This window comes from Halobacillus sp. K22, from assembly GCF_052246795.1.
Lineage (GTDB): Bacteria > Bacillota > Bacilli > Bacillales > Halobacillaceae > Halobacillus.
In genome coordinates, this window is record NZ_JBQQCN010000011.1 from 24,512 (window position 1) to 50,360 (window position 25,849).

The following is a 25,849-nucleotide window of genomic DNA, read 5'->3' on the forward strand; positions in this document are numbered from 1 at the left end:
TTATTCAGCATTTAATTCACTAACTGTTACAAATGTATAGCCTTCTTGCTTTAATGACTTCACAATTAATTCTACAGCTTCAGCCATGGACGGTTGAAGGTCATGGAGTAAAATAATAGAACCATCTTCTACTTGAGATAAAACATTCTCTGCAACTTGAGAATTCTCTAGTTTTTGCCAATCCTTTACTTCTACAGTCCAAGGAACAGCACTGATCTCTTTTTTATACGTAACAGGAGGCCGGTCACCAAAAGGCAGACGGATGACGTCGGGCTTTTGTCCAGTCACCTGCTTTATAATCTGCTGAGTTGCATCAATTTGCTGAGTCACTTCTTTTTGCGGTAACCGGGATAAGCGAGGATGATCCCATGTATGATTACCAATTTCATGACCTGCTTCAGCTACTTGCCTGGCAACCTCTGGATAGTAGCTGATCCTTTTTCCTATCATAAAAAAAGTAGCTTTCGCTTCGTACTCGTTTAAGGCTTCAAGAATATTGGTTGTCACCTCAGGATGGGGACCATCATCGAATGTAAGAGCTACTTCCTTCATCCCTGAACTTCCATGTTTCGAACGATAATCTTCAGCAGTAAACGTTGAGTCTTCTTCTTTATAAGTTGGCTTTTCCTTATTAATTTTACCTGGGAGTTCCAATGCTTTAGCATATTCAGGACGCAACAGTTCATCTACAGCCTTCTCATTCAGAACGATCTTATTCGGGAAATCAGATACGCCATTGATATAAACTACAATTCCTTGTCCGGTCAGAGCAATATGAAGATTGTTATTAAAAATCGTTTTTAACGCATCTTCCATATCTGCCGAGTAGTTTTCATCTGCCTTCAGTGCTTCCACAGTAAATTCCACAAGCCGATCTACATAAGGAAGATCTTGCTTAAATAATTCATTTAATTCGATGCGCTTTCCATTCTCTTTATCAAAATTCACAATGGTTTTTTTAACTACCGGCTCCCCTGGTACTACATCCGTGGTTTCTTCAAACTGAACGACGAAAAAACGACGATCCTGGTGTAAGACTTCATAATCAATGTGCAGTTCAAGGGAAGATTTACCTTCATTTTTCTGTAAGGCTTCATAGCTCTCTTTTTTAAAAGCTGCCTTTTTCTGATTTACATAGTCTATTATGGCTTGATTAATCTGATTATTCGGGGTGTCAGGGTAATGGATCGTGATATGATATTCTTCATACTCTATAATTTCTGTTTGTATTTTCACGTCATAGATGGGCTCTCCTGTGCTTTTCTGGGAGTCCCCATTGGCATTTGCAATGAAAGAACAGCCAGTCATTAGCAATAAGCTGAGAAGAGCCATGTATATAATAATAGGTTTCATTCGTCGTACCTCTTTGCTAGTTTTTTGGCACCACCTATTGTAACACAAATGTAATGTTGTATTTATGAATTTGTTATTTTCAGATTAATTGACTGCTATAAGCTCGTGCGAACATCCCATAGCTCAGGGAAAAATCTATGGTCAAGCACTTTTTTCAAGTAACCGACTCCCGAGGATCCCCCTGTACCTGTTTTGTGGCCAATGATTCTCTCCACAGTTTTCATATGGCGGAAACGCCACTGTTGTAATCGATCCTCAATGTCTACCAGTTTTTCAGCCAACTGGTATAAATCCCAATACTTATCTACATTTTTATATACATTCATCCACGCTTTTTCTACAGTAGGGTCTTTTTCATATAACTTCGTATAATCGCGATTAAGGACATCTGAACTAATATCCAGACCCGCTTCTGCTAATTTTTGAATAGCGGCATCATAGATTCCCGGAGATTCGTAAGCTTTAGTGAGTTCTTTATGGAGCTCAGGAGATTTTTGATAAATTTTCACTACGTGAGGGGTTTTATAGCCTAAAGCAAATTCAACCATTCTATATTGATAGGATTGAAATCCAGAAGCTTGCCCCAGCTTGTCGCGAAATTCTATATATTCAGCAGGAGTAAGAGTGGATAGAACATCCCATGCATGAATAATTTGTACTTGAATATTAGATACTCTTGCGAGCATCTTAAACGCAGAAGCCAGTTCACCTTTCTGAATGGCATTGATCGATTCCGTTAACTCATGCAAAATCAGCTTCATCCATAATTCACTTACCTGATGAATGATGATGAACAGCATTTCGTCATGATGAGATGACAAACGCCTCTGAGAAGACAGCAATTCATCTAGATGCAGATATTCACCATAGGTCATGCGTTCTTTAAAATCCGTATGAACTTTCTCGTTCTCTTTAGAGTCCTGTTCACTCACTGCTCTTGCTCCTTTCCAGTTATTCTAGGATTCCACGCTGCGGGATATTGTTATAGGTCATAGGCAGAAATTCGGTATGGACCATACCCTCATACATTAACAGTGTTCCAAATATGTCGTGTTCAACATGCACATGAACCCGGTAAGCCTCATGATCTTCATCATAATGTTCATATACAGAGGTTGTCGGTCCCGGTACCTTGAACTTATCTTGATACGAGGTTTGCACTGATTCCATGTACAATCCCCCCTCTGCGGTTACATGAAGATCAAGTTCTGTTTGAAGAAGAGCAGACTTTCCTAAATCATCCACAATTTTTTGCTTCTCTTCATCAAAACGCATCGCCGCATCAAATCCCCGGATGGAATAAGGAAAGAAAAAACGCCTGATCCAACTCATCGTTTCCCGGCCATGATCATCTTGATAGGCATAGTTTTCAAGAGTAAATGGCACTTGTTTCCCTCTTTCAGCAAACACCAGGTGATCAAAGTTTCCTAAAAGAAAAAATGGACGAAGCATGGGATGCGCCCCACGAATCTCAGTCATTCTTCCCTGTCCAAGCATCATTAAATTGTCCTCGCTGGTGATGCTGTACTTCTTCTGCATGTTGGGATGTAATTGATTAAATTGCTCTCCTAGAGCTTTTTGGTAAATGGATTTCATTGTTTATGACCTCCTTCAAACATATATGTATACCATGGTGTGTGTTGTTGACATACTTTCCATTATTATTGAATACAATTTTATTTAGAGAAGCCATCATGGCTATGGTCTTTCGTCAGACTCTATAAGCATTATAGCACAAGGAAGCGGATACAAAGGTAGATGCAAATAAGACCTGCCTAGGCAGGTCTTTATAACGATTTCAGTGCACCAAAAAAGCTTATCTATATTATTATCGGCATGGAATGCTTTTTACATAACTTCTTCGGCTAAATCACTAACCGAATACCCCTTCCGCTGCTTCATAATCCAGCCTTGCTTTTGAAGTTGATTAAACAACTTTTGGATATGTTTTTCTGGCCACTCGGAAAGTAACCCAAACCATCTGTTTTCATGCAAGTTCAGAGTTCTAAGTTTGTTTGTCGCCTTTCCAGCTAGAACATGAACCAGAATGTGCGCTGGGTAATCCGTGCCATAATAATGGATTAAATCCAGAATTTGCTGCGTGTAAGCATAGGTTACCGGTCTGCCTTTAATCGTTATTATAATATCATCTTCCCCATAACGAACTTCTTCCAGTTTCCCTCTGAGTTCTTCCAGTACATGACTGGTCATGGGATAGACGTTTTCAGGTACCAGCTGCAGCCATTCCGGCAGTTCCTTCAGCATCCGCACATCATCAAGTTCAACTCCCGATAGCCAGCACAGTTCTGAAGAAGTTGTACGCTCCGGAATATTCGATCGGCTCAGCTTATCGTACATATATAAAAGTGGGTAGGCGGAAAGATCAGCTTCCTCCCGCTGATAACGTTCGATCTGGTGAACCAGCTGCATACTTTCTTCAAGCTTTTTACGCGCAGCTCCTAATTGTTTTTTTAGAGCTCTTAATTGAAGCAGCTGTTCAAGCAGTGCATCATTTTGCTTGGCTATCTTATTGAATTGCTCCTCAATTGTAACCATACGCTTGCGTGCACGCTCTTCATCGAATTCTTCTTCAAAATAAACCTGGTCCTCATCCACTTGATAAAAAAGACAGTAATCACATTTTTCACAGTAACAGCAGATCGTCCGGTTAGCTGAATCGAATTGCAATTGTTTTGCGTGATCACACCTGCTATTTGTATTCTGCAGCCACTTTTCCGGAAGCGACCGGAAAGGGCGCATAACAATACCTACGCGGTGACGCCAGTAAGCTATATCTTCTGGATATTTGATTACAGATAAGAGCGCAGATTGGTTCATTACTTCAACGGCGTCCACAACTTCCCTTTTTTCGTGGATAAGCTTGACAATTGGATGCCTGTGAAAAGCTTTGGTAATTTGTGTTAACCAGTATTCACGCGAGTATTCGCTTATATCCGCTAAGAACCTGTAGTCTTCCAGAACTCCGGCTACATGGTCCTTCAGCTTGTCAGAAGACAATTGAGTGAAATCTGTTTTATAAATATAGGACTCTTTTAGTGGTAGTCCATGTTCTTCAGACAACGTGCTCCACAGGAAAAGCTCTGGGCGCAATAAATGCGGGTATACTGTTTCGTCTTTTTGCAATGATACAGGAAGAACCGCTTCACCTGAGATACTCAAATAACGACGAATCGAGTCAGCATCTATATTCATGTACTCCATTTGATCGAGAATCGTATCGTTTAGTCTTGATAATAACCCCCGCTCAAACTTATGACCGATCGATCGAATATGCTTATTTTTCTTTCCAATCGGCGCAAGCACAATGGATGGGTAACGTTCGTCCTGATAAGTAATCGTCTCTGGCAATCCCATAATGATTCCCCTTTTGAATGAAGGATTTACTACTATTATAGAAAAAGTATTACAAAGTACCAACAATTATTAGTAAAATGGGCTCAAACAGTTAATATTTCCACGGGATACCCAATAAATAAGCCTGTCTCTATAACACCAGGAATTGAACGGAGACGATTTTCTAAATCATCATCCACTTTCCCCTCCAGCTTCATATCCAAAATTAAATTTCCCGATTCAGTAATAATAGGACCATCCTTACTACCTTGAGCCATTCTCAATTGAAACTTTGCATCCATCATATCTTTAAGCTTAGTTTCTACCAGGTGGAGCGCTCTAGGGTCCAGCTCGATCGGCAAAGCAAATTTTTCCCCGAGCCTTGAAACGAATTTACTTTCATCTACTAAAATGTACGTCTTTTGAGAGCTAGCCATCACAAGTTTTTCTGCAAACATAGCTCCGCCTCTTCCTTTAATTAACCTGTTATCACCATCAACCTCATCTGCCCCGTCAAATCCCCAATCTGGACAACTGTTCATAAGAGAAGTAGTCTTAATTCCTAATGTTGTACAGTTTAATGAGGCTTCATGAGAAGTCGGGATTGCAGATATATCCAGTCCTTCCTTCTGCACTCTGGCAGCAATTGCTTTTAATGCCAGATAAGAAGTGGAGCCTGATCCTACACCGATGACCTCCCCGTTCTTTACCAGTTCACTCACTCGGCTGGCTGCCTTTTCTTTTTGTTCTTTATTTGAAATTTCTCCAGACCAGCTCTCTTGAGCTGCAGATTGATTATTCCATTTCACAGATATCACCTCTTTCTTGGTATTCCCGAAAAAATGGATGAACAAGCATGATACTCTGGTCAAAGTGTAACAAATATGTAGCCTTCTCAGGCATAAATAGAGGGAATGATTACAAAACCATGTAATCTTTTACTTTAGGTTTACATACGTTGTAAAAACTCCAGTTTCTTCAATAACAAAGGGTGATGAAATTGAAACGAGTGTACTGGAAGCTGGTTATTTTTTACCTCATTCTTTTCTTATTCTTTCTTTTTTTATGAATAACCCATAGCTATGCTTCAAAGAAAAATAAATTTAATTAACAAGGTCATGCTTAAAAGCATAGATGACAGCCTGGGTCCTGTCATGAACTTCAAGCTTTCCAAGAATATTACTCACGTGGACCTTCACTGTTTTCAGGGCTATAAACAGCTCATCAGAAATCTCCTGATTCGTTTTACCCTCAGTCATGAGCAATAGGATTTCCATTTCTCGTGCCGTCAGCTGCTCATAAAGGTGATTGGTTTGAGGAGTCCTCATCTTATTCATAATTTTCCCCGTAACTTCAGGCTCAAGAATCGACTGTCCTTCATAGGTAGCCCGGATCGCTTTGGCAATTTCCTCAGCTTTTGATGTTTTCAGCATATAACTGACCGCTCCGGCTTCCAGTGCCGGATATACTTTTTCATCGTCTAAGAAACTGGTGACAATAATGATTTTGGCCTCGGGCCACTGCTCAACAATAAGTCTGGTCGCTTCAATTCCATCCATTTCTTTCATAACTAGATCCATAAGGATAATGTCCGGACGATGCTGTAAAGCTAGTTCGACTGCCTCCCTTCCATCATCCGCTTCCGCGATAACCTCAATATCTGCCTGCGCCGTTAAATAAGCTGATACTCCAATTCTGACCATTTCATGGTCATCGGCAAACAAAACCGTTATCATAGCGTCTCCCCTCCTTCTTTACGATAAGGAATTTTAACTTCGAGTCTTGTTCCTTCCTCTTTTAAACTGACGATCTTTAAAGTTCCACCTACCTCGAACGCACGCTCCTGCATGGTTTGAAGCCCGTAGGAACTTGTTTTTGCTTCTTCTACTACAAAACCTACCCCATCATCTACGACTCTCAAAATGATATTCCCATCCCGTTCTATCAACATGACGTGTAGAGCACTTGCCTTTGCATGCCTTAGCGTATTTGATACAGACTCCTGGAGAATTCGGAACAACTGATCTTCAACGCCTTTATCTACTTCAATCGATTCAACTGTCCACTCAATATCCATAGGAACTTTTTGAGTCAACTCATACAGAAGTTCTTCCGCCCCTTCTGATAATGTTTTATTATTTAATGCGGCCGGTCTCAAATGAAGCAGCAGAGCCCTCATTTCAAGCTGAGATTGTTGAATCATTTTTTCTACCATCTGCATTTGTTTTTGTACAGTGTCGTCCTCTGGCGGATTCACATCGTTGATCGCGGACATCATCATAGAAGCAGCGAACAACTGCTGGCTTACGGAGTCGTGTAGTTCTCTAGCCAAACGATTTCGTTCCTGGACGACTACCTCCTGAAGACTTTTTTCTCTTTCTTCGGCACGTTCTGTCGATAACCTTTGAGCTAGCTTAGCTTGCTTTGTAAACTTATCTTCGATTTGTATGATTTTATTTTCAATTTGCTTCATTTCATATATATCTGATTCTTCATTGGTGACAGGATTTCCTCTTATCACCTCATCTAATTGATGTTCAACCGTATGGAAACGTCTCCGCCACGTCCATCCCTGTACAACACCGACCAACAGACCTGAACTGATGGATATGGTAATAATCAAAATACCATAAGGTAAATCCATGACTCGACGGCTCCAGAGGTCAGACCAGGCATCCAAAGGGAAAGCAACAAAAGTAAATCCTGATAAAACAATCGCGAATAAGAAGAATGTAATGAAGCTGCTTAGGATTTGACGCTGCCATATCGTCATATGCGCTTCACCTCAAGATCTCCGGAAAATATAGACGTAATAATTTTCACCCTGGGTTTTGCCGTCGTGTAATCTGAGGTTCGAAATGATACATACTGATTCAGAACCTTCGTTTTTTTATGTTGAAAAATAGTAGCACGGCCAATCATCGCACTGTGCTGAATACTTACTTCCACTTCATAAGGAACGTAAATAAAAATATTACCAGCCAGGTGACGTATGGAGATCACCGCTTCATCATGAGGAAGCACAGTTTGACTTAAATCTATAATGCGATCTCCAAACCCACCATGGATATTCACGTCCTGCCATTTATACGATTGATTTGGGGTAGATTGATCCCCAAAGAATTTCTGCGCAAGTAAGGGCTCCTGGTGAGGAATTTCCTCATAGCTGTCTATAATTTCAGGACTCATTTGTTCGGGTTCTTTTTTTGATTTGTAATAGTTAAGAAGAAACAATAGGAGGGCCGCTACAATAAGGAACCTGACTGCAATCATACTTAGAACGGTTAACACTAGACTTACGACACCAATCCAAAATAAGATTTTCCTCCAGAAGACGTAATATTTTTTCCACCCTATATAGATGAGAAGGCTTGAAAATAATACAGAGAACACAAGTCCTCCATTAAAAAAAACAACTTCAATAATAAGGAGGATCACCCCTATGATTAATAAAGTATTGATGGTATCTGTTGATAAACGTTTAAACATAAAGGTCATCCCCCTTTTCTATCCCGAGATTATGAAAAAGACGCAGTGATCTGCGCCTTTTATCATATCACGATTCTTATTTAGCAGTAACTTCCTCTGGATCCTTTATATCTTTTTCAAGTTGCGAAATTTTACTATCGAACGTGTTTCGGTAATAAGAACTGTTCACTTTGTACTCCAGGTCTTCAATATAGCGATCCATTTCTGAGAATTTAGAGTACGGCTTGTCCGCTGTATCTTCAATAACTTGGTTCATCCGATGATGAGCTCTTGCGATGTTTTCTCGACCCATAAGCTCCATTCGTTTCAAGTGCATGTCCTTTAATTTATGCTTCATCTGTTCATATTTTCTTTCAAGAGATTCTAGCTGCTCAATGGCATCCTGACGAGCAGATTTTAACCGCTCTGCCCGATTTTCATACTCTTCTTGCTCTCTCTTTGCGAATTCGTACATCTCTGTTTCCTGGGCTTTCTCGGCAATCTCAGCCTGGCGCCCTCGTTTTTCCGCCATTTCTTGAGCTTTTTGATATTCCCTTGCAAACTCGTCTTTCAACCGATATTGACGTTCCACAAGCTTGCGTACTTTTTCAGTTTCTTTCTCACTCTCACGCAAATAATGATTAAGCATGGCGATTGGATTCTTTTGTTCTTTTTGATCAAGCACCTCATGCAAATCTGCCGTTATGGAATCTTTCATACGAGTAAATAAATTTCCCATTTTTTCATCTCTCCTTTTATTTTACTTGTTTAATTCTGACCATTGTCTTTCAAAATTTGTAAATGGATCATTGGATGTAAAGACCTCTGTCTCCCTTTCTTCCTTGTAATTCCAATTTTTATAAATCAAGTAAAGGGCATAGGCGGCTGCTAGTCCAATCACAGCGTAAATATTAGAGATGGCTACACTTGTAATAATTAATCCCAGAATGACCCAGCCAATTTTCCCAGCTGTCGTCTCACTTTTTATAAACTTCTTGAACACAACGTATAGAAGCCATACACTAACACCAAGCAGAATCATAGGGCCCAGATTAGCGAGCAAGATCCCAAGGGCAGCCAGTGCTGCTACGAATAACAAAAACTTTTTCATTTTATTTTCCCTCCTTGTTGTTTTGTTGTTTCTATCATATCCAGAATTAAGGGCTGCCGTAATGAGCCTGAGATATATTCTTCTATACGACTAGAGGCTTATAATCATCCAGTTAATAGAGGAGACGGTTAAAAACAACTTCCTCCCCATCGCAAATTGTTTACTTTAAGAGGGACATAATAATTGGCCACACCTAAAAAAAGATCAGGCCTCATTAGCCTGATCTTTAGTATTATATAGTACTTGCTATTCTATTTAATAATCCGCAGCTCTCTAGGAGTTTTGGTTAATGTTTCATATCCATCTCTCGTAACGAGCACATCATCTTCCAGCCTTACCCCTCCAAGGTCCGGATCATATATACCGGGCTCGATTGTATAGGTCATTCCTTCCCTTAAGACTCCATCATTCAGATGGCTCATCGAAGGGAACTCATGTACATTAATACCTAATCCATGACCAATTCGATGCGGAAACAAATGTCCATAACCGGCCTTCGTAATGACATCTCTTGCCGTCTGGTCAAGATCACCAATTCGGGTGCCTGGCTTGCTAATCAACAGAGAAGCTTCCAGAGCTTCTTGTACCTTTTGATAAATTTTCTCCTGCTCATCAGAAACTGATTCGTAAGCAAACGTCCTTGTAATGTCGGATGTATAGCCCTTCCACACTACTCCGAGGTCGAAAAGAACAAAGTCCCCTGCTTTTAACTTACGATCCCCTGGATTTCCATGAGGCTGTCCAGATTTCTCTCCAAACAGTACCATGGTGGAAAAAGACATCTCAGCGACCCCTTTTTTCTTCAATTCATATTCAATAGCAGCGAGAACTTCCATTTCCGTAATACCTTCTTGTAACGCCTCTGCTCCAACCTTCACTCCATAATCTGCCAATTCAGCAGCCTCACGCATGATAGCGATTTCCTCAGCATCCTTCACAACACGCATTTCATTTAATTGAGGTTCGACATCCATAACTTCTATATGATTAAATAATTCAAAAAAAGACTCACTACGGCCGTAGGATAACACCTGTTTCTCAATGCCCACCTTTTGCACAATGTCCATCTCTTTTTTCTTCATCGACCTGCTCATTAACTCCCATGGATCTTCATGATCAGCGTATCCAATAATTTCATATGTCCAGCCCGCTTCACGTAACTGCTCTTCTTCCATACCGGGGAGCACGGCAATCGGCTCAGCTTCAGGGAATACCAAAAGTCCAAGAAGTCTTTCATGAGGATCGGTTTGAAATCCTGTTAAGTAAAAAAAGTTTTCTGTAGAGTTAATAAAAGCAGCATCTATTTGTTTATTTCTTAAATAATTTGAGAACTTGTCTAACCTTTGTTCCACAAATCCCACTCCTCTCTTCTAGTTCATTTACTAGCACTATGATATACCAACCTAGTATATAATCCAAATTCCGTCTAATTCTTTGAAGGTTTTGCGACATTTAGCGTAGTTATTATTTCAATTTAGAAAGGCTTTCGATATAATAGCGAAAGATTGATAGATTTATTATTGGAGGTTATTATATTGGATCGAACGCGCTTTTTCGTCCGTGTATCAGCAATCTATGCTCTAATAGGAGCTTTTATGGGTTCCCATATGGCCGGAGGCGGCGGCTTAGAACTAAGTGCCATTCACGCTCACATTCTGGTTGTAGGCTGGTTATCCCTTTTCGCTTTTGCTATTTATTATAAAGTCTTTTCTATCCCTAAGGATTCCAAACTCTCACTTATTCACGTATGGAGTTCCTTTATCGGCGTTCTTGGTCTTACAGTTGGCATGTGGCTCTATTACACTCAGCCAATTGAAGGCATGGGCGCCTTTAATACAGTATTCTTTATTGTTGGAGGGACCATCCTCCTAATTGCTTTTGTAGTCTTCGCCATTATGACGTTTGTTTATGGAAAAGTATTATCTGAAGATTAAAAAGCAGGCCTTGCCTGCTTTTTGTTATGGAGTATATTTCACAAGCTGGTCATCTTCGGGAGCAGGACTTCCTCTTCCATCTGTATTATTGGTTATAAAATAAAGGGTACCATCCACTGCTTCGACATCTCTTATCCTACCAAATTGATCGGTAAATACCTCAGGGTCTTCCCCCTCGGAAGACAGGCGCATAATCGCTTCCCCTCGTAAAGAGGCAATGATTAGTTCATCTTTATAGAACACTACTCCTGATGGCGCCCAAGTATCTCTTCCTGTTTCAAATAGTGGAGTAACCATCCCGCTCTTCTCTTCGTCTCCAACGATTTCCGGCCAACCATAGTTTTGTCCCGGCTGGATTAGGTTTACTTCATCATGATTATCAGGACCATGCTCCGTAGCAAAGAGCTCTCCTTCTTCATTCCAGGTTAATCCTTGCGGGTTCCGATGGCCATAGCTATAAACATAGGATGATTCGAAGGGATTACCTTCAGCTGGAGATCCATCTATATTCAACCTTAAAATTTTCCCCGCGAGACTTTCGGGGTCTTGAGCTAAGGATTCATTCAGAGAATCACCTGTAGTTACATAGAGCTGATCATCAGGACCAATTTCTATCCTGCCGCCATTATGAAATCGTGCCCCTGGAATGTCTTCCAGGAGGACAGCTGCCTCTACCCACTGATCGGTTTTCCTCTCAATCACAATTACCCTGTTCTTAATTAATCCTTCTTCTTCGTAAGTATGATACGCAACAGCACGGTGGTGGTCTTTAAAGTCTGGGAGTAATTTGAGTCCCAACAAGCCGCCTTCCCCCTGTTGTATAATTTCTTTCTTAGTTTGAACAGGATTGCGTACGGGATCTTCTCCTTCTGTCCATGAAGTGATCGTCCCTTCTCTCTCTGAAATGTAAAATGTGTCCTGAGCATATTCAATATCCCACGGAGACTTTAAATTACCAACTATCGTCTGAAAGGACATGTCTTCAGAAACAGGAGATTCATCATCTGGCTGCCCCTGATTTGAGGAGCATGCAGTCAGCCAAAATAAAATCATAATCAGTCCTGCTTTTTTCATAAAGACCACCACTCTTTTCTATAAGGTTACTAATAATGTAGCAGGGCGAATCGATTACATACAAAAAAGCTGCTCCCTTTATAGAGGAAGCAGCTTTAAGTCAGGCAGCCTGTCGAAGCTGCGTGCGATGAAGCACCGTTCGTTCTAAACGATGAGCAAATAGCGCAGCCAGTATGCAAATGACAGTATCTTTAATTAAGAAAGGTCCCATGCTCGTCCATGCAAGTGTATAACTTATCGGATCCCCGGGAGCCCAAAAGTTTAAAGCAGCATAAAACCAAGTAACCCCAATAATATAGTTAACAGCCACCCCTATTAGTGCTGCAGTTATGTACATCGGGATTTTTCTCGAGGACTCTACTAATTTACCGACAATAAAAGCTAAGATAATATAGGAAATTATAAATCCAAAAGATGTTTTAAATAAGACGGCTGGTCCTCCTGAAAAACCAGCAAAAATGGGTGCACCAATCAATCCTAATACCGCATATACAAGCATAGAGAAAAAACCAAGACGACTGCCAAGAATCAGTCCGGACAAAATAGCAAAAAAAGTTTGAAGAGTTAAAGGCACTCCTAAAATCATTAAAAAAGGTACAAATGATGTAATATTAGCCCCAATAGCCATAAGAGCAACAAATAAGGCTCCTAATGTTATTTCGTAAGCCGACCAGCGTGATTTATTCATCTGAAATCCTCCCGTATCTTATCGTTATATTAAAGATAATGGAAGAAAAGCAATAATGTCAACCCGATATTTATTAGGTTGACATTATTGCTTTTCCTGATTTCAATTTCCATCCCATTATACAGTAAAGTAAATTCCATTTTCAGAGGACTTATTATCTATAATATTAATGAACATCCATACTATTTAACTATTAATTGGTGACTTCTTCCTTTTTATATAGTAAAGTATAGTCAAAAAGATAGGAGGGGACTCAATGTTATCTCCCAAAAGAACAATGGGGCAATACAGTACCCCGGAAGAAACAGTTACCTACATGACCAAAAATCTTTTAAAGTATTTACCTTCGAGTGTTCAGGAGCCAAGTATTCTTGATCCCTGTACAGGTGATGGCATTTTCATAAAATCCCTGCTTCAATCTGGATTTTCTGCTGATAGTTTATATGCCTTTGATATCGACCCCCGTACTCCACCACCTGATGAACAGATTCACTTTATTCAGACAGACTTCCTTAAAGAATCTAACGAGGAAAAATTTGATGCTATTATTGGTAATCCACCTTATAAATCCAAACGACAAAGTTCCTATCTTTTAGAGAATAAAAAATACTTATCTAAAGAATTTCAAGAAATAGGCGTACATAATTTATATACCTTATTCATTTATAAAGGAATTCAAAAGTTGAAAGATGGAGGAATTTTAACCATGATTGTTCAAGATTCCTTTCTTTCCAATGTCTATTATAAAAATTTTCGAAGGTATATATTGGCCCACACAGAGATTAAGGAAATTATCCTTGCCCCCCGCCGTCTGTTCCATAAAGGAAAGGCAGATGTAAGAACGTGTATCCTTACTCTTAAAAAAGGACCGCCAGATCTTATTGATAAGAATCAAACTATGAAATTAATCGACCGATTAATAGAACAGGAATACACCCACCCACCTGAGGAAAATATCCAATACCTTGAGCAATTTTTTTACGAAAATAATCCAAATTATAACTTTTCTATTAATGTACCAACTGAAATTCTTAGTTTGTTCCATAACCCCTATGTACCTTTAGGTGATGTTGTAAAAATCGTTACAGGCATCTCCACTGGAAACGATAAATATTTCCTGCGTAAGCCAAGTGAATTAACAAATCATTTGGATTGGCTGCCTTTTTATAAAAATGGAGGCTCAAAAGACGCCTGGTACTATGAACCTAAATATTACATCCATAAGGATTGGCCACAGTATAAAAACGTCCATTCTAAATTCATGGTCCGAAACCCTTCCTATTATTACAGAGAAGGAATCACGTGTTCTTCTATGGGAGTTGAGTTCTCAGCCGCTTACCTCCCACAAGGAAGTTTGTTCGGCGTGAACGCCAATTTGTTCCCCGAAAACCATAAAGACCTTCTTTATTTTCTTGGTTTACTCAACAGCCAACTTGTAAAGTATTTGTTACGGAAGTTTTTAAACCGGACTAATATGATTACAGCCGGCTATTTAAAAAAGCTCCCTTATGTTGAGCCTTCTGGAGCTCTGAAAGAAGTGGTAGTCGAAAGCACCGCCTCTCTTATTGATGGAAAGAAAAAAGACCCTTCCTTCAATACTCAAAAGCTGCAGCGCGAAGTCGATCAGGCTATTTTTGACACTTATGGAATACCCATTACCACTCAGACGCACGTAATGCGTTTTTGCAAAGATTTACTAGAAAATATTTAGGGGAACAGCACTAGTGCTGTTCCCCCTGCCATTTATGTGTACTTATTTTACTGTCGAAATGTCTAAGACATAATTCTGCAAAACTATTTCCCGGGAAATCATATTATTTCTTTATTCGATAATTTCCCCAATCATCTGGAAACAAGCTTAAGTACTTAGGTGAAAGAAAGCGGTCATCAATCAATTGAATAGATCCATAGTCTGTTTCCGACCGTATCAATCTGCCCCCTGCCTGAAGTACTTTATTCATCCCTGGGTAAACGTAGGCATAATCATAGCCATTTCTTCCCCGGTTAGAAAAATATTCTTTAATCAATTCTTTTTCAAAGCTCCTTGGTGCCAAACCAATCCCTACTACAGCGACACCATTTAAACGATCCCCTCTTAAATCGACACCTTCCGAAAAGACACCACCCAGAACCGCAAATCCTATCAATTTACCTCCAGAGACAAACTGAGCAAGAAACTCCTCTCTCCTAGTCTCGTCCATACCTTGTTCCTGCACTACTGTAGTGACGTCTTCGTAGTTTCGGAAGTGACTGTAAATCAGTTCCAGATAGTGATAAGAAGGAAAGAAAAACAAATGGTTCCCAGGGTTCTGAGAGGCTTGCTGATAAAGATAATGAGCAAGCTTTTCTGCCGTTTCTTCCCTGTTTTTATATCGAGTAGAAAGTGGTGTCAGCATTACATCGATCTGGGAAGAGTCATACGGTGATGGAAGCTTCAAAATATAATCTTCCTTTTTACCACCAAGCATGTCTTTATAGTAACCAAATGGTGATAAAGTGGCCGAGAAAAATACACTTGATCGAAATGATTTTATTGTTTTCTCTAACACGTGAGAAGGGTCCAAACAGAAAAGCTTCAGAGTAAATTCTCTGCCAGATTTGGAAGCTGTAAATCGGTAATGGTTATCTGCAAGAGGAAGGATTTTTAAGAAATTCTGCACAGAAAAATATAATTCTAGTAATTCTTCGGTCTGGTCCTCTTCTGTTGATTCATGAAGTTCAACTTCTGCTGTTTCGATAAATCTTTCTAAACTCTCTTCTAATTCGCCAGGTATTTCTTCTAGAACAAAATCTCTCTCACCCTGTTCACTCAGGTTTTTCAAATCTTTATAAATCGCACTTGCTGTTTTATTTAAGGGGTGCTCTACCCCATGCCAAAGATCCGCTATTACAGCAAAATCATTCATTTGAATAGAAGCTGAGAACATCTCCCTCGCACGTTCCACCAAGTTATGAGATTCATCAATCAACAGGGCGGTTTTTTTCTTATATTCCGGAAGGAGTCTTTTTAAAGAAACACGAGGATCAAAAATATAATTATAATCCCCTATAATGACATCAGCCACATTTGTTAAATCTAAAGAAAACTCAAACGGACATACTTTGTGCTTTCTTGCATACGCTTCAATAACTGAGCGAGTTAAGAGGGTTTCATTCCATAAGATATCGGTAAGAGCTCCATTGATCTTATCGTAATACCCATCGGCGAATTCACAATAATCAGGCTGACAAATCGTTTCGTCTTTGAAACATATTTTGTCTTTTGCGGTCAGTGTGACGGATCGCAGAGACAGCCCTTTATCTTCCATGAGACTCAGAGCTTCTTCTGCAGTTGCCCTCGTAACTGTTTTAGCTGTTAAATAATAAATACGATCCACTTTGTCAAAAGTCATGGCTTTTATAGCCGGAAAAAGCGTTGATATAGTTTTCCCTATACCAGTAGGAGCTTGAGCGAATAAATTACGTTTTTCTTCAATCGTTCGATAAACACTCCCTGCAAGCTTTCTTTGGCCTTTACGGTACTCTGAAAACGGGAAGGATAAATCTGGGATCGTTTTTTGCTTTTGCTCTCGAATATGTAGAAGTACTCTGGCATAGGATGAATATTCCTTCATCGTATTCTTCAGAAAAAGCTTAAGTTCCTGGAAAGAAATTTTTTGTCTTAACCGCTTCTTTTCTTTAGACTTCTTCTGCACATAGGTCAGTTGGACCTGAATTTCTTCAAGACCTTCTTGTTCAGCATACATGTAAGCATAACCTTTGGCCTGAGCCCAATACACCGGATGAGTGGTTTTCGTAATCTCCTCCAACTCTCTTGCAGTAGACTTTATTTCATCAATTACAGGGCCATCTTCTGTGTCTAATATACCATCACATCGACCTTGAAGCTTAATATCCATACCATCTTCCTGATATAAATATTCTAAAAAGGTTTCTTTTTTGTCGTTCTCTTTATACATGCTCTGCACTTCTTGGTGGATAGCAGTCCCTTCTGTAAGAGCCGTACTCGAACGAAACCGGTTGTCAATGCTTCCGCTCCTGTAAACGTATGCTACCAATTCACGTACAGATATCGTGACTTGTTCCGCCATCTTCCGCACCCTTTCATTCATCCCTTTGCTTACCCTCAAATTAACGTAAGCACTTACGTATGTCTATTGTAAAACTTTTCGTGGTATAATTGGGGGAAAAACTTTTCAATTTCCCATTAGATGGTTACAACATATAATAGGATATAAAGGAAACTAAAAAACGAGGTGATCTAAATTGAAAATTTGGAGATGGGTAGCGTCTGTTTTGCTCACCCTTACGATCGCCTTTTTCATCATAGCAGCATTTATCTATACGCCGGATAATCAAGAGAACCCGAAATCCCCTCCCCCGCAAACTGAAACAGAGGGGATAGAAAAAGAAGACAAACTGAATGATAATGATGAAGAAAGTGATGTAAACGAATCGGGGAACGAAGCTGATGTTAATGAAGATGAAGAAACGTTAAGCGGTGAACTTCGTGAAGTATTTACCAGTGTCATTGAAAGTGCCCGCGGTCTTTTTGTACGGCAAGACCTTGATGTTGTAGCCATAGGGGATTCACTGACTCAAGGAGTTGGTGATTCAACAGATAACGAAGGGTATGTGGGTATACTAGAAGATACAATCAATAGCAACCAACCGTTAGAAACTTTCGACATAGCCAATTACGGTGTGCGCGGCAACCGTACAGATCAGCTTTTAGAACGTATGGAAACGGAAGAAATTTCTCAGTCATTGAGTGAAGCGGATGTAGTTTTAATTACTATTGGAGCCAACGATGTTATGAAAGTGGTAAAAAATAATTTTGCCAGCCTAAATTATGAGCAATTTCAAGAAGCTCAAAAAGGCTATAAAGAGCACTTAAATGAAATATTTCAAAGAGTGGAGCGTCTTAACCCGGATGTACACATCTATTTAATCGGTCTCTATAATCCTTTTGAATATTATTTTAATAATATTCCTGAACTGGGACAGATTATGAGTGATTGGAACCGTGTAAGCAAAGAAGTAATTTCTAACTATGAACAAGCAGAGTTTATTCCTATTAAAGATATTTTTCTAGGAGCTGAAGAGGAACTTCTATGGAAAGAAGACTACTTCCATCCAAATGAAAAAGGCTATAAAAGAATTGCGGAACGCGTGTTAGAATATATAAGACCGGACATCGAACAATAAACAGGTGGAATGTGCAAATGAAACGATTTTTCCTAAATAATAAGTGGCGCACTTCTTTTTGGCTGTTAGCAATTTTAAATATTATAGTCTTATTAGTTGTGCTTTCCCTTGTTTTTTTACCAAGCACCTATACGCTGGTCAATGTAGATAAAGAAAAGCAAAGTTCAGATGCAGAATTTACGATCGTATCGACCAAGGAAAACATGCAGCAGCTGGCTAATGAGTATTTAAAAGAATTATCAACACAGACAGTATTTGACTATTCCATAACCCTAGATAGAAATGTAACCCTCACAGGCAATATCAAAGCATTTGATCAAGTCATTCCTATTAAAGTGGAATTAACTCCTGTCGTTCAGGAAAATGGAGACCTTGTTCTTGAGCAAGAGCGGATATCACTTGGACAACTTCCGTTACCGAATAAAAAGGTTTTAGGTTTTGTAAAGGATAACTATAAACTTCCAGAATGGGTTATGGTAAATCCTAATGAAGAAAATATTTATGTAGCTGTCACCCAAATGGACACGGCCAGTAACTTTAATGTCCGGGTTGATCGATTCAACTTAAATTCAAATCAGTTAGCATTTAAAATTTCCGTTCCGCAGGATTCATTCCAGTTTGCTCAAAAGATGGTCCAGAAAAACTTTTAATAACCGCTCAGCACACCATGGAGCGGTTATTTCTACTCTTCAGGGCACTTACTCCAGCAGTCCTCAAGAGATGAACGTTATAGGAGAACATGATAGAATTAAGTACAAACCCTTGTATAAAAAGGAAGTGACCGTATGCGTGTTGTAAATAATATTGCTGATTTAATTGGAGATACTCCTCTTGTTAAATTAAATCGTTTAGCTCCTGAAGGTGGAGCAGACATTTACTTGAAACTTGAAAAGTACAACCCGAGTGGAAGTGTTAAAGACCGTGCTGCCTACAATATGATGGCTCAAGCTGAACAAGACGGCCTTCTAAAAGAAGGCTCTACACTCGTTGAGCCCACTAGTGGAAACACTGGGATAGGTATTGCAATGAACGCTGCCGCTAAAGGTTACCGCGCTATTCTTGTCATGCCTGATACGATGACTCAGGAGCGTATTAACCTTCTGAAAGCATATGGTGCAGAGATCGTCTTAACCCCAGGCGATGAAAAAATGCCCGGAGCTATTAAAAAGGCGAAAGAACTTGTAGAAGAGATTGATAATAGCTTTATGCCCATGCAATTTGAAAATATGGCTAATCCAGATGCTCACCGTCATACCACCGCTGCAGAAATTATTGAAGCAATGGATGAGTTAGGAAAGCCGCTAAGCGGTTTCGTCTCAACTGCTGGCACGGGAGGAACCATTACTGGGACAGGCGAAGAACTCAAAAAACGATTCGAGGACATGACGATTCATGTTGCCGAACCATCCGGTTCTCCTGTTCTCTCCGGTGGAAAGCCTGGAAAACACAAGCTGGTAGGTACAAGCCCTGGTTTTATTCCTAGTATTTTGAACCAGGAAATCTACGATGAAATCTTTCAGGTTACTGATGAAGATGCCTACGATATTACTAGACGGCTTGCACGAGAAGAAGGTCTTTTATTAGGGACATCATGCGGGGCAGCCTGCTGGGCTGCCATGCAGGTAGCTTCAAAAAAACAACCTGGGGAAATCGTCGTCTGTATTGCCCCTGACACAGGAGAAAGATACCTGTCCGGCGATCTCTTCCGATATTAATACAAAAGAGTACGGCCTTCTGAAGGTCGAACTCTTTTTTAAAGTCTGTATAAATCTCTAAATCTTAGGTGCCAGCCTAAATGATAGGACAAGACGCGACAGGCAATCACTAAGAAGAACAAAAAGTAGGTTTGGGAAGCGCTGTGCACATCTATGATACCAACCCCTACTAACAAACCCGCCATTAATGCCCATACAGCATAAATCTCCTGATGGAGAACCATCGGTCGCCGCTGGGCAAGGACGTCTCTTGTAACTCCCCCGCCCACCCCAGTCAATATAGCAGCAAAAATAATTCCTCCTAGCGGAAAATTATTTTCAATAGCAAATGAAGCTCCTTGCAAGGCAAATGCTGATAAACCAATTGCATCCGGATAAATATTCCATCGGTCCCAGGAAAGAACCCAGGTTTTAGGAAAGAAATAGACCACGGCAATGGTTCCAAATGCCACATAAAGAAGATAGCCTTGTTCCCACACATGAACTACAGGAACGTCCAGTGCTATATTCCGGATCACTCCCCCCGCGAAAGGTGTAGCAATCCCTAATATGAATGTCCCAAATATGTCATAGCGTTCATTGAGTGCCACAATAGCTCCACTAAAAGCAAAAGCACTAACCGCCAAAATGTTTAATATATCCCAACTCATGAAAGATCTCCTCTCTCATCTACCAGTTTCTAATTCTTTAGCTCTGTTAAATTTACGTCTTGATTTAAAGGATAAGCTCCCAATACTGGAAGACTTGATTTCGAGATAAATTGGGTCCGCCACTCTATGTGGAAGAGGGCTGGTGGGGAAATAACTCGATTTCCTATGGCCCTACCGACGTAGGGTCGAACGCCCCTGCGTCTTGCAGGGCCACGGAAAGCGAATCGTCCCCCGCAGGACCTTCGCTCTAACCCAATAGCTCGAAACTGAGTCTTCCACAATCTGGACCTATTGTGTAATAAGTCTCTTATAAAAAATCAACTATAAACTTTAACAGAGCCAATTCTTTAAATAGTCAGCCTGAATGATTATAACAGAAATATCTGTAAAAAATAATATTGTTTAAAAGAAACGTCACGTATATAAAATTCCATTTTATGGATTATGTTGCTATTTACTTATCTCATCAAGTAAACTTGTTGCAAACTGCCACAAGGAATATAAGAAGATAATGCGAATTATTTTATTTAGAAAAAGAAAGTAGGATGTGGAAAAAATGAGAAGATGGCTGACCCAGCTCCGAAAGGAACAACAATTGACTCAACAGCAAATTGCCGAGGGCGCTCACATCGATCGCGCATATTATGCTCAAATTGAAAATGGGACTAGAAATCCCAGCATGGCCGTGGCATCTCAAATTGCTTCATTTCTCCATATTAACCCTTCCCTGTTTTTTACAGAGCATCTGAGTGAACCTTTTCAGACTGCTTTAGCTAACTCCCCCATCATTCTGGCCCATTGTGACCTATCGCTTCGTTACACCTGGATGTTCAATCCCCATCCTGATTTTAAGATGAGTAATGTACTTGGAAAACGTGACGATGAACTTGACTATAATGAAGGCACCCTCGCTTTAATGGACTTGAAAAAAAGAGTAATCGAAACAAATGAACCACTTCGGGAACGAATCTCTTTCCCTTTGTCAGATGGATTACTCTATTATGACGTATTTGCCCAGCCCCTCTATAACCATGCAGGCGATATTATAGGAGCAGCTACTGCATCAACAGAACTTCTATTATAAGGAAAGTGGGATATCCTATGATTGTTAAAAAAATACCACACCATTTACTTATACGTTCACTTCAAAGAGCAGTGGAGATGAAATTAGATCACTCTTTTATCCATCTACTTGAAGATGAGGTCCAAGAGAGAAATCAAGGAAAACCACGTCCTGCCCACAAAACAAAATGAACATCTATACTTAAAAAACCTATTGAAATGAATGCTTACTATAGAAAAGGGAATAACATAAGTAAAAAGAGGTGAAGTCCCGGTGTCACCTTCTCCGTGGATCATCCATCAGTCGTGGGAACACCTTATTTTTATGCATTGGCCTGTGCCAGAAATTGACTTGCTCCCCTTTGTACCCAATGAATTAGAGTTGGATTTATATAATGGAATGGCCTGGATTGCCATTGTCCCCTTTCATATGAAAGATATCCGATTTAGAGGTATTCCACGAATTCCTTTTGGTAATCAATTATTAGACCTAAATGTGAGAACTTACGTCACATATAAAGGAGAACCAGGTGTTTATTTTATTTCCCTTGACGCTAACCACAGTCTTGGGGTTTTTTTAGCGCGTACATTGTTTGGCTTGCCCTACTTAAACGCACAAGTTAGGTTAGACAAACAAGGAAACAACCTTCACTTTTCAAGTCGGCGAACCCATCCAGGGATGCCAGAATCTCACTTTCATGCCCGCTTTAGGATATTCAATTCCTTCCATTCCTTTAAGCCGGGATCTTTGATGAACTGGTTAACGGAAAGGTATATGCTTTGGACTGTGCACGGCTCTTCCGTTTTTAAAGGACCTATTGAGCACAAATCCTGGCAGCTTCAGCCAGCGGAAAGCGATATTCTTATCAATGGTATTGCGGATTTCCTGCCAGAATTAATCTTTCATAACCAGCCCATAACCTATTTTTCAAGATCTTTAGAAGTGTACCTCTACCCTTTTCAGAAATTATAAATCGGAAAATTGACAACAAGGGAGAATAACGATAATATTTATCTTGAATTCGAGATTATTGTTTAACACTTATTCTTTAAGTAAAGGAGACCGCTTCAATGAATATTAAAGGAATCCACCACGTTTCAGCGATCACAGCGAACGCAAAAGCAAATTTCGATTTCTATACAAAGGTATTGGGGATGCGCCTGGTCAAAAAAACTGTCAATCAGGATGACCCTTCCATGTATCACTTGTTTTACGCGGATGAAGCTGGATCCCCTGGAACAGATTTAACTTTCTTTGAAATAAAACGTGCAGGCCATACCTATCCAGGTTCTCAGAGCATTTCCACTACTTCTCTCCGAGTGCCAACTGATGAGGCTTTAAACTATTGGCAAGAGCGGCTTGATCAATACGAAGTTGATCGAGATTCTATTGAAGAACAAGCCGGTAAAAAAGTGATCTCATTCCGAGACCCTGAAGGCCAGCGCTTAAAGCTTGTATCTGATGAATTCAATAAAGGAGTTGCCGGCGGGAGTCCCTGGTCAAAAAGTCCTGTACCTAAACAGTACGGAATAGTTGGCCTTGGTCCAGTCCATCTCACAGTTACCAATCTTTCACTTACCAAAGCAGTGTTAACTGATATTTTAGGTTTTCGTGAACTGGATCACCCTGAGGCAGACTGGTGTGCTTTTGAAACCGGTGAAGGCGGGAGTGGATCCCAAGTTTGCGTAGAGGAGAAAGCTGAATGGAAACGTGAGAAACCCGGCCGTGGCAGTGTCCACCACGTGGCCTTCAGAGTAGAAGATGAACAAGAGCTGGAGAAATGGAAAGTGAAAATTCAGGAGGCTGGCTTCCCTAATTCAGGGGTCGTAGATCGTTACTACTTTAAATCCCTTTATTTTAGAGATCCAAATCATATATTATTCGAGCTGGCTACAGATGGTCCAGGTTTTGACACAGACGAAACTAAACAAAATTTAGGAGAAACGCTAGCCTTACCTCCTTTCCTTGAGGAAAAGCGCAATGAGATAGAAGAGCGTTTAACACCGCTTCACACTAATAACTATGAATGAACATGAAAAAGACGGCGATCCTCTTAGGTCGCCGTCTTTTATTACTAATTATTTTTCTAAGCGATTTTTAACCCAATTAATTAAACCGCCCATTTGCATGATTTCAATTTGACGTTCAGATAGCGCATGTTCTAATTTTAAGGTCTTGTCCTTGCCTTTCACTTCTACTTCTACCTGGTTGGATTGTTTAATGCCATCTCTCAATCCTTTAAATAACAGGACATCGCCTTGTTCTAAATCCTCTAAGTCCTCTTCATTCACAAATGTTAATGGGAGAACTCCAAAGTTGGCCAGGTTTTGCCAGTGGATCCGGGCAAAGTCTTTTACAATGGCTACTTTGAGACCTAAATATTTTGGAGCAAGCGCGGCATGTTCACGGCTCGAACCTTGACCATAGTTCATGCCTGCAACGACTGCATGACCACCTTGATCTCGGATTTCCATGGCACGGTCATGATACGTTTCATCTACGATTTCAAACGTGAACTTACTGATCTCAGGCAGATTACTGCGGTATGGCAATACTCTGGCACCGCCTGCTAAAATTTCATCTGTAGAAATGTCATTGCCCATTTTCAGTAAGATTGGAAGCTCCATGTCATTCGGTAGCTCATCCATCTTAGGAATAGACGCAATGTTTGGCCCTTTTACAAGTTCTACTTCTTTCGCTTCTTCATAAGGCAGTGGCTTATCTAGTAGCCGCGTGTCAATAGTAGGCTCTTCCAGCTCTTTAATAGTTGGATAATCAAAGTCTGACTTTCTAGGGTCCGTGATTTTTCCTGTCAACGCTGATACAGCCGCTGTTTCCGGACTGCATAAGAACACACTATCTTCTTTTGTACCTGAACGGCCCGGGAAGTTCCTTGGTGTAGTACGTAAGCTGTTACGTCCTGTTGCGGGTGCCTGTCCCATTCCAATACAACCATTACAGCCCGCCTGGTGCAAACGACCTCCAGATTGCAGGAAGTTAGCTATATGCCCTTCTTGAGAAAGGTCAACCAGCATTTGTCTTGAAGTTGGGTTTAAGTCAAAGGATACACCGTCTGCAATTCGACGTCCTTCTACTATTTTGGAAGCAACGGCGAAATCACGGTAGCCCGGATTAGCTGATGAACCAATGTAAGACTGATAAATAGATTCTCCTTCAACTTCTTCGATAGGTACTACGTTTCCTGGGCTGGAAGGTTTAGCGATCATTGGCCCCAGTTCAGATAAGTTCAGTTCATCATGAACATCATAAGAAGCACCATCATCCGCTTTCAACTCCATCCAGTCTTCCTCACGACCTTGGAGTTTCATGAATCGCTTCGTTTCTTCGTCGGATGGGAAAACCGTACCTGTTGCTCCAAGTTCCGCACCCATGTTTGCGATAACGTGGCGATCCATGGCAGTTAGGTTTTTCAGGCCTGGACCGTAGTATTCAAATACATGGTTAGTAGCACCTTTAACCCCATGTCTTCTCAACATTTCAAGAATAGCATCTTTAGCACTTACCCAATCAGGGAATTCTCCCGTTACTTTAACGCCCCATACTTTAGGCATTTTTACATAGAAAGGTTCTCCTGCAATAGCCATAGCTACATCGATTCCGCCTGCGCCCATGGCAAGCATACCCATACAGCCATTTGCACATGTGTGACTGTCGGAACCAAGCAGGGTCTTACCTGGGGTAGCCAGGCGCTGCATGTGAACAGGGTGACTTACTCCGTTACCTGGACGGCTGAAATGAAGACCGAACCGTTTAGCTGCACTTTCTAAGAATAAGTGGTCGTCAGGGTTCTTACTGTCTTCCTGAATTAAGTTATGGTCCACATATTGGGCAGACGCCTCCGTTTGCGCGCGTTCAATCCCCATAGCTTCCAGTTCAAGCATGACCATCGTACCTGTAGCGTCTTGTGTTAAAGTCTGATCGATTTTCAAACCGATTTCAGTACCTGGGGTCATCTCCCCCTTAACTAAATGATCTTTAATTAGCTTTTGTGTGACATTATAACTCACACTTAATTCCTCCTTCTCACCAAATTAATAGGTAGTTTCTTGAGGTATCTAAGTATTCCTATACTTTTTATACCCTAAATCCTGGTCCTTTACTCGTAGAATTAGATGTCCCCTGGTTAAAAATAGAATTTCCCCTATATAATTGAAGGTTTTTTCTATCGAGTCAAGGAGTTTTTTCCACCGAATAGATTAGGAAAACGTGT

The 25,849-nt window shown here is 40.4% G+C and carries 25 protein-coding genes; 9 read left to right on the plus strand and 16 right to left on the minus strand.

Going from position 1 to position 25,849, the window contains the following annotated elements:
* The 11 genes from ACTWPM_RS09800 to ACTWPM_RS09850 form a co-directional block, all read right to left on the minus strand.
* The gene (locus ACTWPM_RS09800; RefSeq protein WP_443132865.1) at positions 1-1,353 is read right to left on the minus strand and encodes a polysaccharide deacetylase family protein; all 1,353 of its coding nucleotides are present in this window, start codon (positions 1,351-1,353) and stop codon (positions 1-3) included.
* A 95-nt stretch (positions 1,354-1,448) separates the two neighbouring features.
* Positions 1,449-2,285, minus strand: a complete 837-nt coding sequence (gene kynA / locus ACTWPM_RS09805) for a tryptophan 2,3-dioxygenase (RefSeq protein WP_443132866.1) — start codon at positions 2,283-2,285, stop codon at positions 1,449-1,451.
* A gap of 19 nt (positions 2,286-2,304) precedes the next feature.
* The gene (locus tag ACTWPM_RS09810; protein WP_443132867.1) at positions 2,305-2,949 is read right to left on the minus strand and encodes a DUF4166 domain-containing protein; all 645 of its coding nucleotides are present in this window, start codon (positions 2,947-2,949) and stop codon (positions 2,305-2,307) included.
* A gap of 252 nt (positions 2,950-3,201) precedes the next feature.
* Positions 3,202-4,728, minus strand: a complete 1,527-nt coding sequence (locus ACTWPM_RS09815; RefSeq protein ID WP_443132868.1) for an RQC-minor-2 family DNA-binding protein — start codon at positions 4,726-4,728, stop codon at positions 3,202-3,204.
* Positions 4,729-4,811: 83 nt separating this feature from the next.
* A complete protein-coding gene (gene rpiA, locus ACTWPM_RS09820) occupies positions 4,812-5,516 on the minus strand; it encodes a ribose 5-phosphate isomerase A (protein WP_443132869.1) in 705 nt (234 codons plus the stop codon).
* Positions 5,517-5,810: 294 nt separating this feature from the next.
* Entirely contained in the window at positions 5,811-6,443 is a 633-nt protein-coding gene (locus tag ACTWPM_RS09825) for a response regulator (RefSeq protein ID WP_443132870.1), read from the minus strand.
* Positions 6,440-7,480: a sensor histidine kinase gene (locus ACTWPM_RS09830; RefSeq protein WP_443132871.1), complete on the minus strand. Its 1,041-nt coding sequence runs from the start codon at positions 7,478-7,480 to the stop codon at positions 6,440-6,442. Before ACTWPM_RS09830 ends, ACTWPM_RS09825 begins: the two co-directional genes overlap by 4 nt.
* Complete coding sequence (gene liaF / locus ACTWPM_RS09835; protein ID WP_443132872.1) at positions 7,477-8,196, minus strand: cell wall-active antibiotics response protein LiaF; 720 nt, start codon at positions 8,194-8,196, stop codon at positions 7,477-7,479. The genes ACTWPM_RS09830 and liaF overlap by 4 nt, the downstream gene beginning before the upstream one ends.
* A gap of 76 nt (positions 8,197-8,272) precedes the next feature.
* Positions 8,273-8,914 (minus strand): PspA/IM30 family protein, encoded by a 642-nt coding sequence (locus tag ACTWPM_RS09840; protein WP_443132873.1) that lies wholly within the window; start codon positions 8,912-8,914, stop codon positions 8,273-8,275.
* A 21-nt stretch (positions 8,915-8,935) separates the two neighbouring features.
* Complete coding sequence (locus tag ACTWPM_RS09845) at positions 8,936-9,286, minus strand: lmo0954 family membrane protein (RefSeq protein WP_443132874.1); 351 nt, start codon at positions 9,284-9,286, stop codon at positions 8,936-8,938.
* A 251-nt stretch (positions 9,287-9,537) separates the two neighbouring features.
* Complete coding sequence (locus ACTWPM_RS09850) at positions 9,538-10,638, minus strand: M24 family metallopeptidase (protein ID WP_443132875.1); 1,101 nt, start codon at positions 10,636-10,638, stop codon at positions 9,538-9,540.
* 183 nt (positions 10,639-10,821) lie between these two features.
* Between ACTWPM_RS09850 and ACTWPM_RS09855 the strand changes: the two genes are divergently transcribed.
* Positions 10,822-11,220: a hypothetical protein gene (locus ACTWPM_RS09855; RefSeq protein ID WP_443132876.1), complete on the plus strand. Its 399-nt coding sequence runs from the start codon at positions 10,822-10,824 to the stop codon at positions 11,218-11,220.
* Positions 11,221-11,244: 24 nt separating this feature from the next.
* Here ACTWPM_RS09855 and ACTWPM_RS09860 read toward each other — a convergent pair whose 3' ends face one another.
* The gene (locus ACTWPM_RS09860; RefSeq protein WP_443132877.1) at positions 11,245-12,294 is read right to left on the minus strand and encodes a PQQ-dependent sugar dehydrogenase; all 1,050 of its coding nucleotides are present in this window, start codon (positions 12,292-12,294) and stop codon (positions 11,245-11,247) included.
* A gap of 100 nt (positions 12,295-12,394) precedes the next feature.
* Positions 12,395-12,982 (minus strand): biotin transporter BioY, encoded by a 588-nt coding sequence (locus tag ACTWPM_RS09865; protein ID WP_443132878.1) that lies wholly within the window; start codon positions 12,980-12,982, stop codon positions 12,395-12,397.
* Between the two features lie 256 nt (positions 12,983-13,238).
* On the opposite strand from ACTWPM_RS09865, the gene ACTWPM_RS09870 reads away from it, so the two are divergent.
* Entirely contained in the window at positions 13,239-14,693 is a 1,455-nt protein-coding gene (locus tag ACTWPM_RS09870) for an HsdM family class I SAM-dependent methyltransferase (RefSeq protein WP_443132879.1), read from the plus strand.
* Positions 14,694-14,796: 103 nt separating this feature from the next.
* Here the strand turns inward: ACTWPM_RS09870 and ACTWPM_RS09875 are convergent, their stop codons facing one another.
* The gene (locus ACTWPM_RS09875) at positions 14,797-17,073 is read right to left on the minus strand and encodes an ATP-dependent DNA helicase (protein WP_443132880.1); all 2,277 of its coding nucleotides are present in this window, start codon (positions 17,071-17,073) and stop codon (positions 14,797-14,799) included.
* Between the two features lie 175 nt (positions 17,074-17,248).
* Here ACTWPM_RS09875 and ACTWPM_RS09880 point away from each other — a divergent pair, with 175 nt between their 5' ends.
* The 3 genes from ACTWPM_RS09880 (at position 17,249) to cysK (ending at position 19,905) form a co-directional block, all read left to right on the plus strand.
* Positions 17,249-18,190, plus strand: coding sequence for an SGNH/GDSL hydrolase family protein (locus tag ACTWPM_RS09880; protein ID WP_443132881.1), 942 nt, complete (start codon positions 17,249-17,251; stop codon positions 18,188-18,190).
* 17 nt (positions 18,191-18,207) lie between these two features.
* The gene (locus tag ACTWPM_RS09885; protein WP_443132882.1) at positions 18,208-18,840 is read left to right on the plus strand and encodes a YpmS family protein; all 633 of its coding nucleotides are present in this window, start codon (positions 18,208-18,210) and stop codon (positions 18,838-18,840) included.
* Positions 18,841-18,975: 135 nt separating this feature from the next.
* Positions 18,976-19,905 carry a cysteine synthase A gene (gene cysK, locus ACTWPM_RS09890; protein ID WP_443132883.1) on the plus strand — a complete coding sequence of 310 codons (930 nt, stop codon included), beginning with the start codon at positions 18,976-18,978 and terminating at the stop codon, positions 19,903-19,905.
* A 38-nt stretch (positions 19,906-19,943) separates the two neighbouring features.
* Here the strand turns inward: cysK and ACTWPM_RS09895 are convergent, their stop codons facing one another.
* Positions 19,944-20,555 carry a trimeric intracellular cation channel family protein gene (locus ACTWPM_RS09895; RefSeq protein WP_443132884.1) on the minus strand — a complete coding sequence of 204 codons (612 nt, stop codon included), beginning with the start codon at positions 20,553-20,555 and terminating at the stop codon, positions 19,944-19,946.
* A 556-nt stretch (positions 20,556-21,111) separates the two neighbouring features.
* Between ACTWPM_RS09895 and ACTWPM_RS09900 the strand changes: the two genes are divergently transcribed.
* The 4 genes from ACTWPM_RS09900 (at position 21,112) to ACTWPM_RS09915 (ending at position 23,648) form a co-directional block, all read left to right on the plus strand.
* On the plus strand, positions 21,112-21,639 hold the full coding sequence (locus tag ACTWPM_RS09900; RefSeq protein WP_443132885.1) for a helix-turn-helix domain-containing protein: 528 nt from the start codon (positions 21,112-21,114) through the stop codon (positions 21,637-21,639).
* A 17-nt stretch (positions 21,640-21,656) separates the two neighbouring features.
* The gene (gene sda / locus ACTWPM_RS09905; protein ID WP_443132886.1) at positions 21,657-21,809 is read left to right on the plus strand and encodes a sporulation histidine kinase inhibitor Sda; all 153 of its coding nucleotides are present in this window, start codon (positions 21,657-21,659) and stop codon (positions 21,807-21,809) included.
* Between the two features lie 82 nt (positions 21,810-21,891).
* Entirely contained in the window at positions 21,892-22,590 is a 699-nt protein-coding gene (locus ACTWPM_RS09910) for a YqjF family protein (RefSeq protein WP_443132887.1), read from the plus strand.
* A 98-nt stretch (positions 22,591-22,688) separates the two neighbouring features.
* Complete coding sequence (locus ACTWPM_RS09915) at positions 22,689-23,648, plus strand: ring-cleaving dioxygenase (RefSeq protein WP_443132888.1); 960 nt, start codon at positions 22,689-22,691, stop codon at positions 23,646-23,648.
* Between the two features lie 48 nt (positions 23,649-23,696).
* Here ACTWPM_RS09915 and ACTWPM_RS09920 read toward each other — a convergent pair whose 3' ends face one another.
* Entirely contained in the window at positions 23,697-25,646 is a 1,950-nt protein-coding gene (locus tag ACTWPM_RS09920; RefSeq protein WP_443132889.1) for an aconitate hydratase, read from the minus strand.
* Positions 25,647-25,849: the final 203 nt, after the last annotated feature.

Coding starts and splice junctions, on each gene's coding strand:
- ACTWPM_RS09885 (WP_443132882.1), top strand. CDS start 18,208: ATGAAACGATTTTTCCTAAATAATAAGTGGCGCACTTCTTTTTGGCTG.
- cysK (WP_443132883.1), top strand. CDS start 18,976: ATGCGTGTTGTAAATAATATTGCTGATTTAATTGGAGATACTCCTCTT.
- ACTWPM_RS09860 (WP_443132877.1), bottom strand. CDS start 12,294: ATGAAAAAAGCAGGACTGATTATGATTTTATTTTGGCTGACTGCATGC.
- ACTWPM_RS09840 (WP_443132873.1), bottom strand. CDS start 8,914: ATGGGAAATTTATTTACTCGTATGAAAGATTCCATAACGGCAGATTTG.
- sda (WP_443132886.1), top strand. CDS start 21,657: ATGATTGTTAAAAAAATACCACACCATTTACTTATACGTTCACTTCAA.
- ACTWPM_RS09825 (WP_443132870.1), bottom strand. CDS start 6,443: ATGATAACGGTTTTGTTTGCCGATGACCATGAAATGGTCAGAATTGGA.
- ACTWPM_RS09875 (WP_443132880.1), bottom strand. CDS start 17,073: ATGGCGGAACAAGTCACGATATCTGTACGTGAATTGGTAGCATACGTT.
- ACTWPM_RS09900 (WP_443132885.1), top strand. CDS start 21,112: ATGAGAAGATGGCTGACCCAGCTCCGAAAGGAACAACAATTGACTCAA.
- ACTWPM_RS09800 (WP_443132865.1), bottom strand. CDS start 1,353: ATGAAACCTATTATTATATACATGGCTCTTCTCAGCTTATTGCTAATG.
- ACTWPM_RS09810 (WP_443132867.1), bottom strand. CDS start 2,949: ATGAAATCCATTTACCAAAAAGCTCTAGGAGAGCAATTTAATCAATTA.
- ACTWPM_RS09815 (WP_443132868.1), bottom strand. CDS start 4,728: ATGGGATTGCCAGAGACGATTACTTATCAGGACGAACGTTACCCATCC.
- ACTWPM_RS09845 (WP_443132874.1), bottom strand. CDS start 9,286: ATGAAAAAGTTTTTGTTATTCGTAGCAGCACTGGCTGCCCTTGGGATC.
- liaF (WP_443132872.1), bottom strand. CDS start 8,196: ATGTTTAAACGTTTATCAACAGATACCATCAATACTTTATTAATCATA.
- ACTWPM_RS09870 (WP_443132879.1), top strand. CDS start 13,239: ATGTTATCTCCCAAAAGAACAATGGGGCAATACAGTACCCCGGAAGAA.
- ACTWPM_RS09865 (WP_443132878.1), bottom strand. CDS start 12,982: ATGAATAAATCACGCTGGTCGGCTTACGAAATAACATTAGGAGCCTTA.
- ACTWPM_RS09915 (WP_443132888.1), top strand. CDS start 22,689: ATGAATATTAAAGGAATCCACCACGTTTCAGCGATCACAGCGAACGCA.
- ACTWPM_RS09830 (WP_443132871.1), bottom strand. CDS start 7,480: ATGACGATATGGCAGCGTCAAATCCTAAGCAGCTTCATTACATTCTTC.
- ACTWPM_RS09895 (WP_443132884.1), bottom strand. CDS start 20,555: ATGAGTTGGGATATATTAAACATTTTGGCGGTTAGTGCTTTTGCTTTT.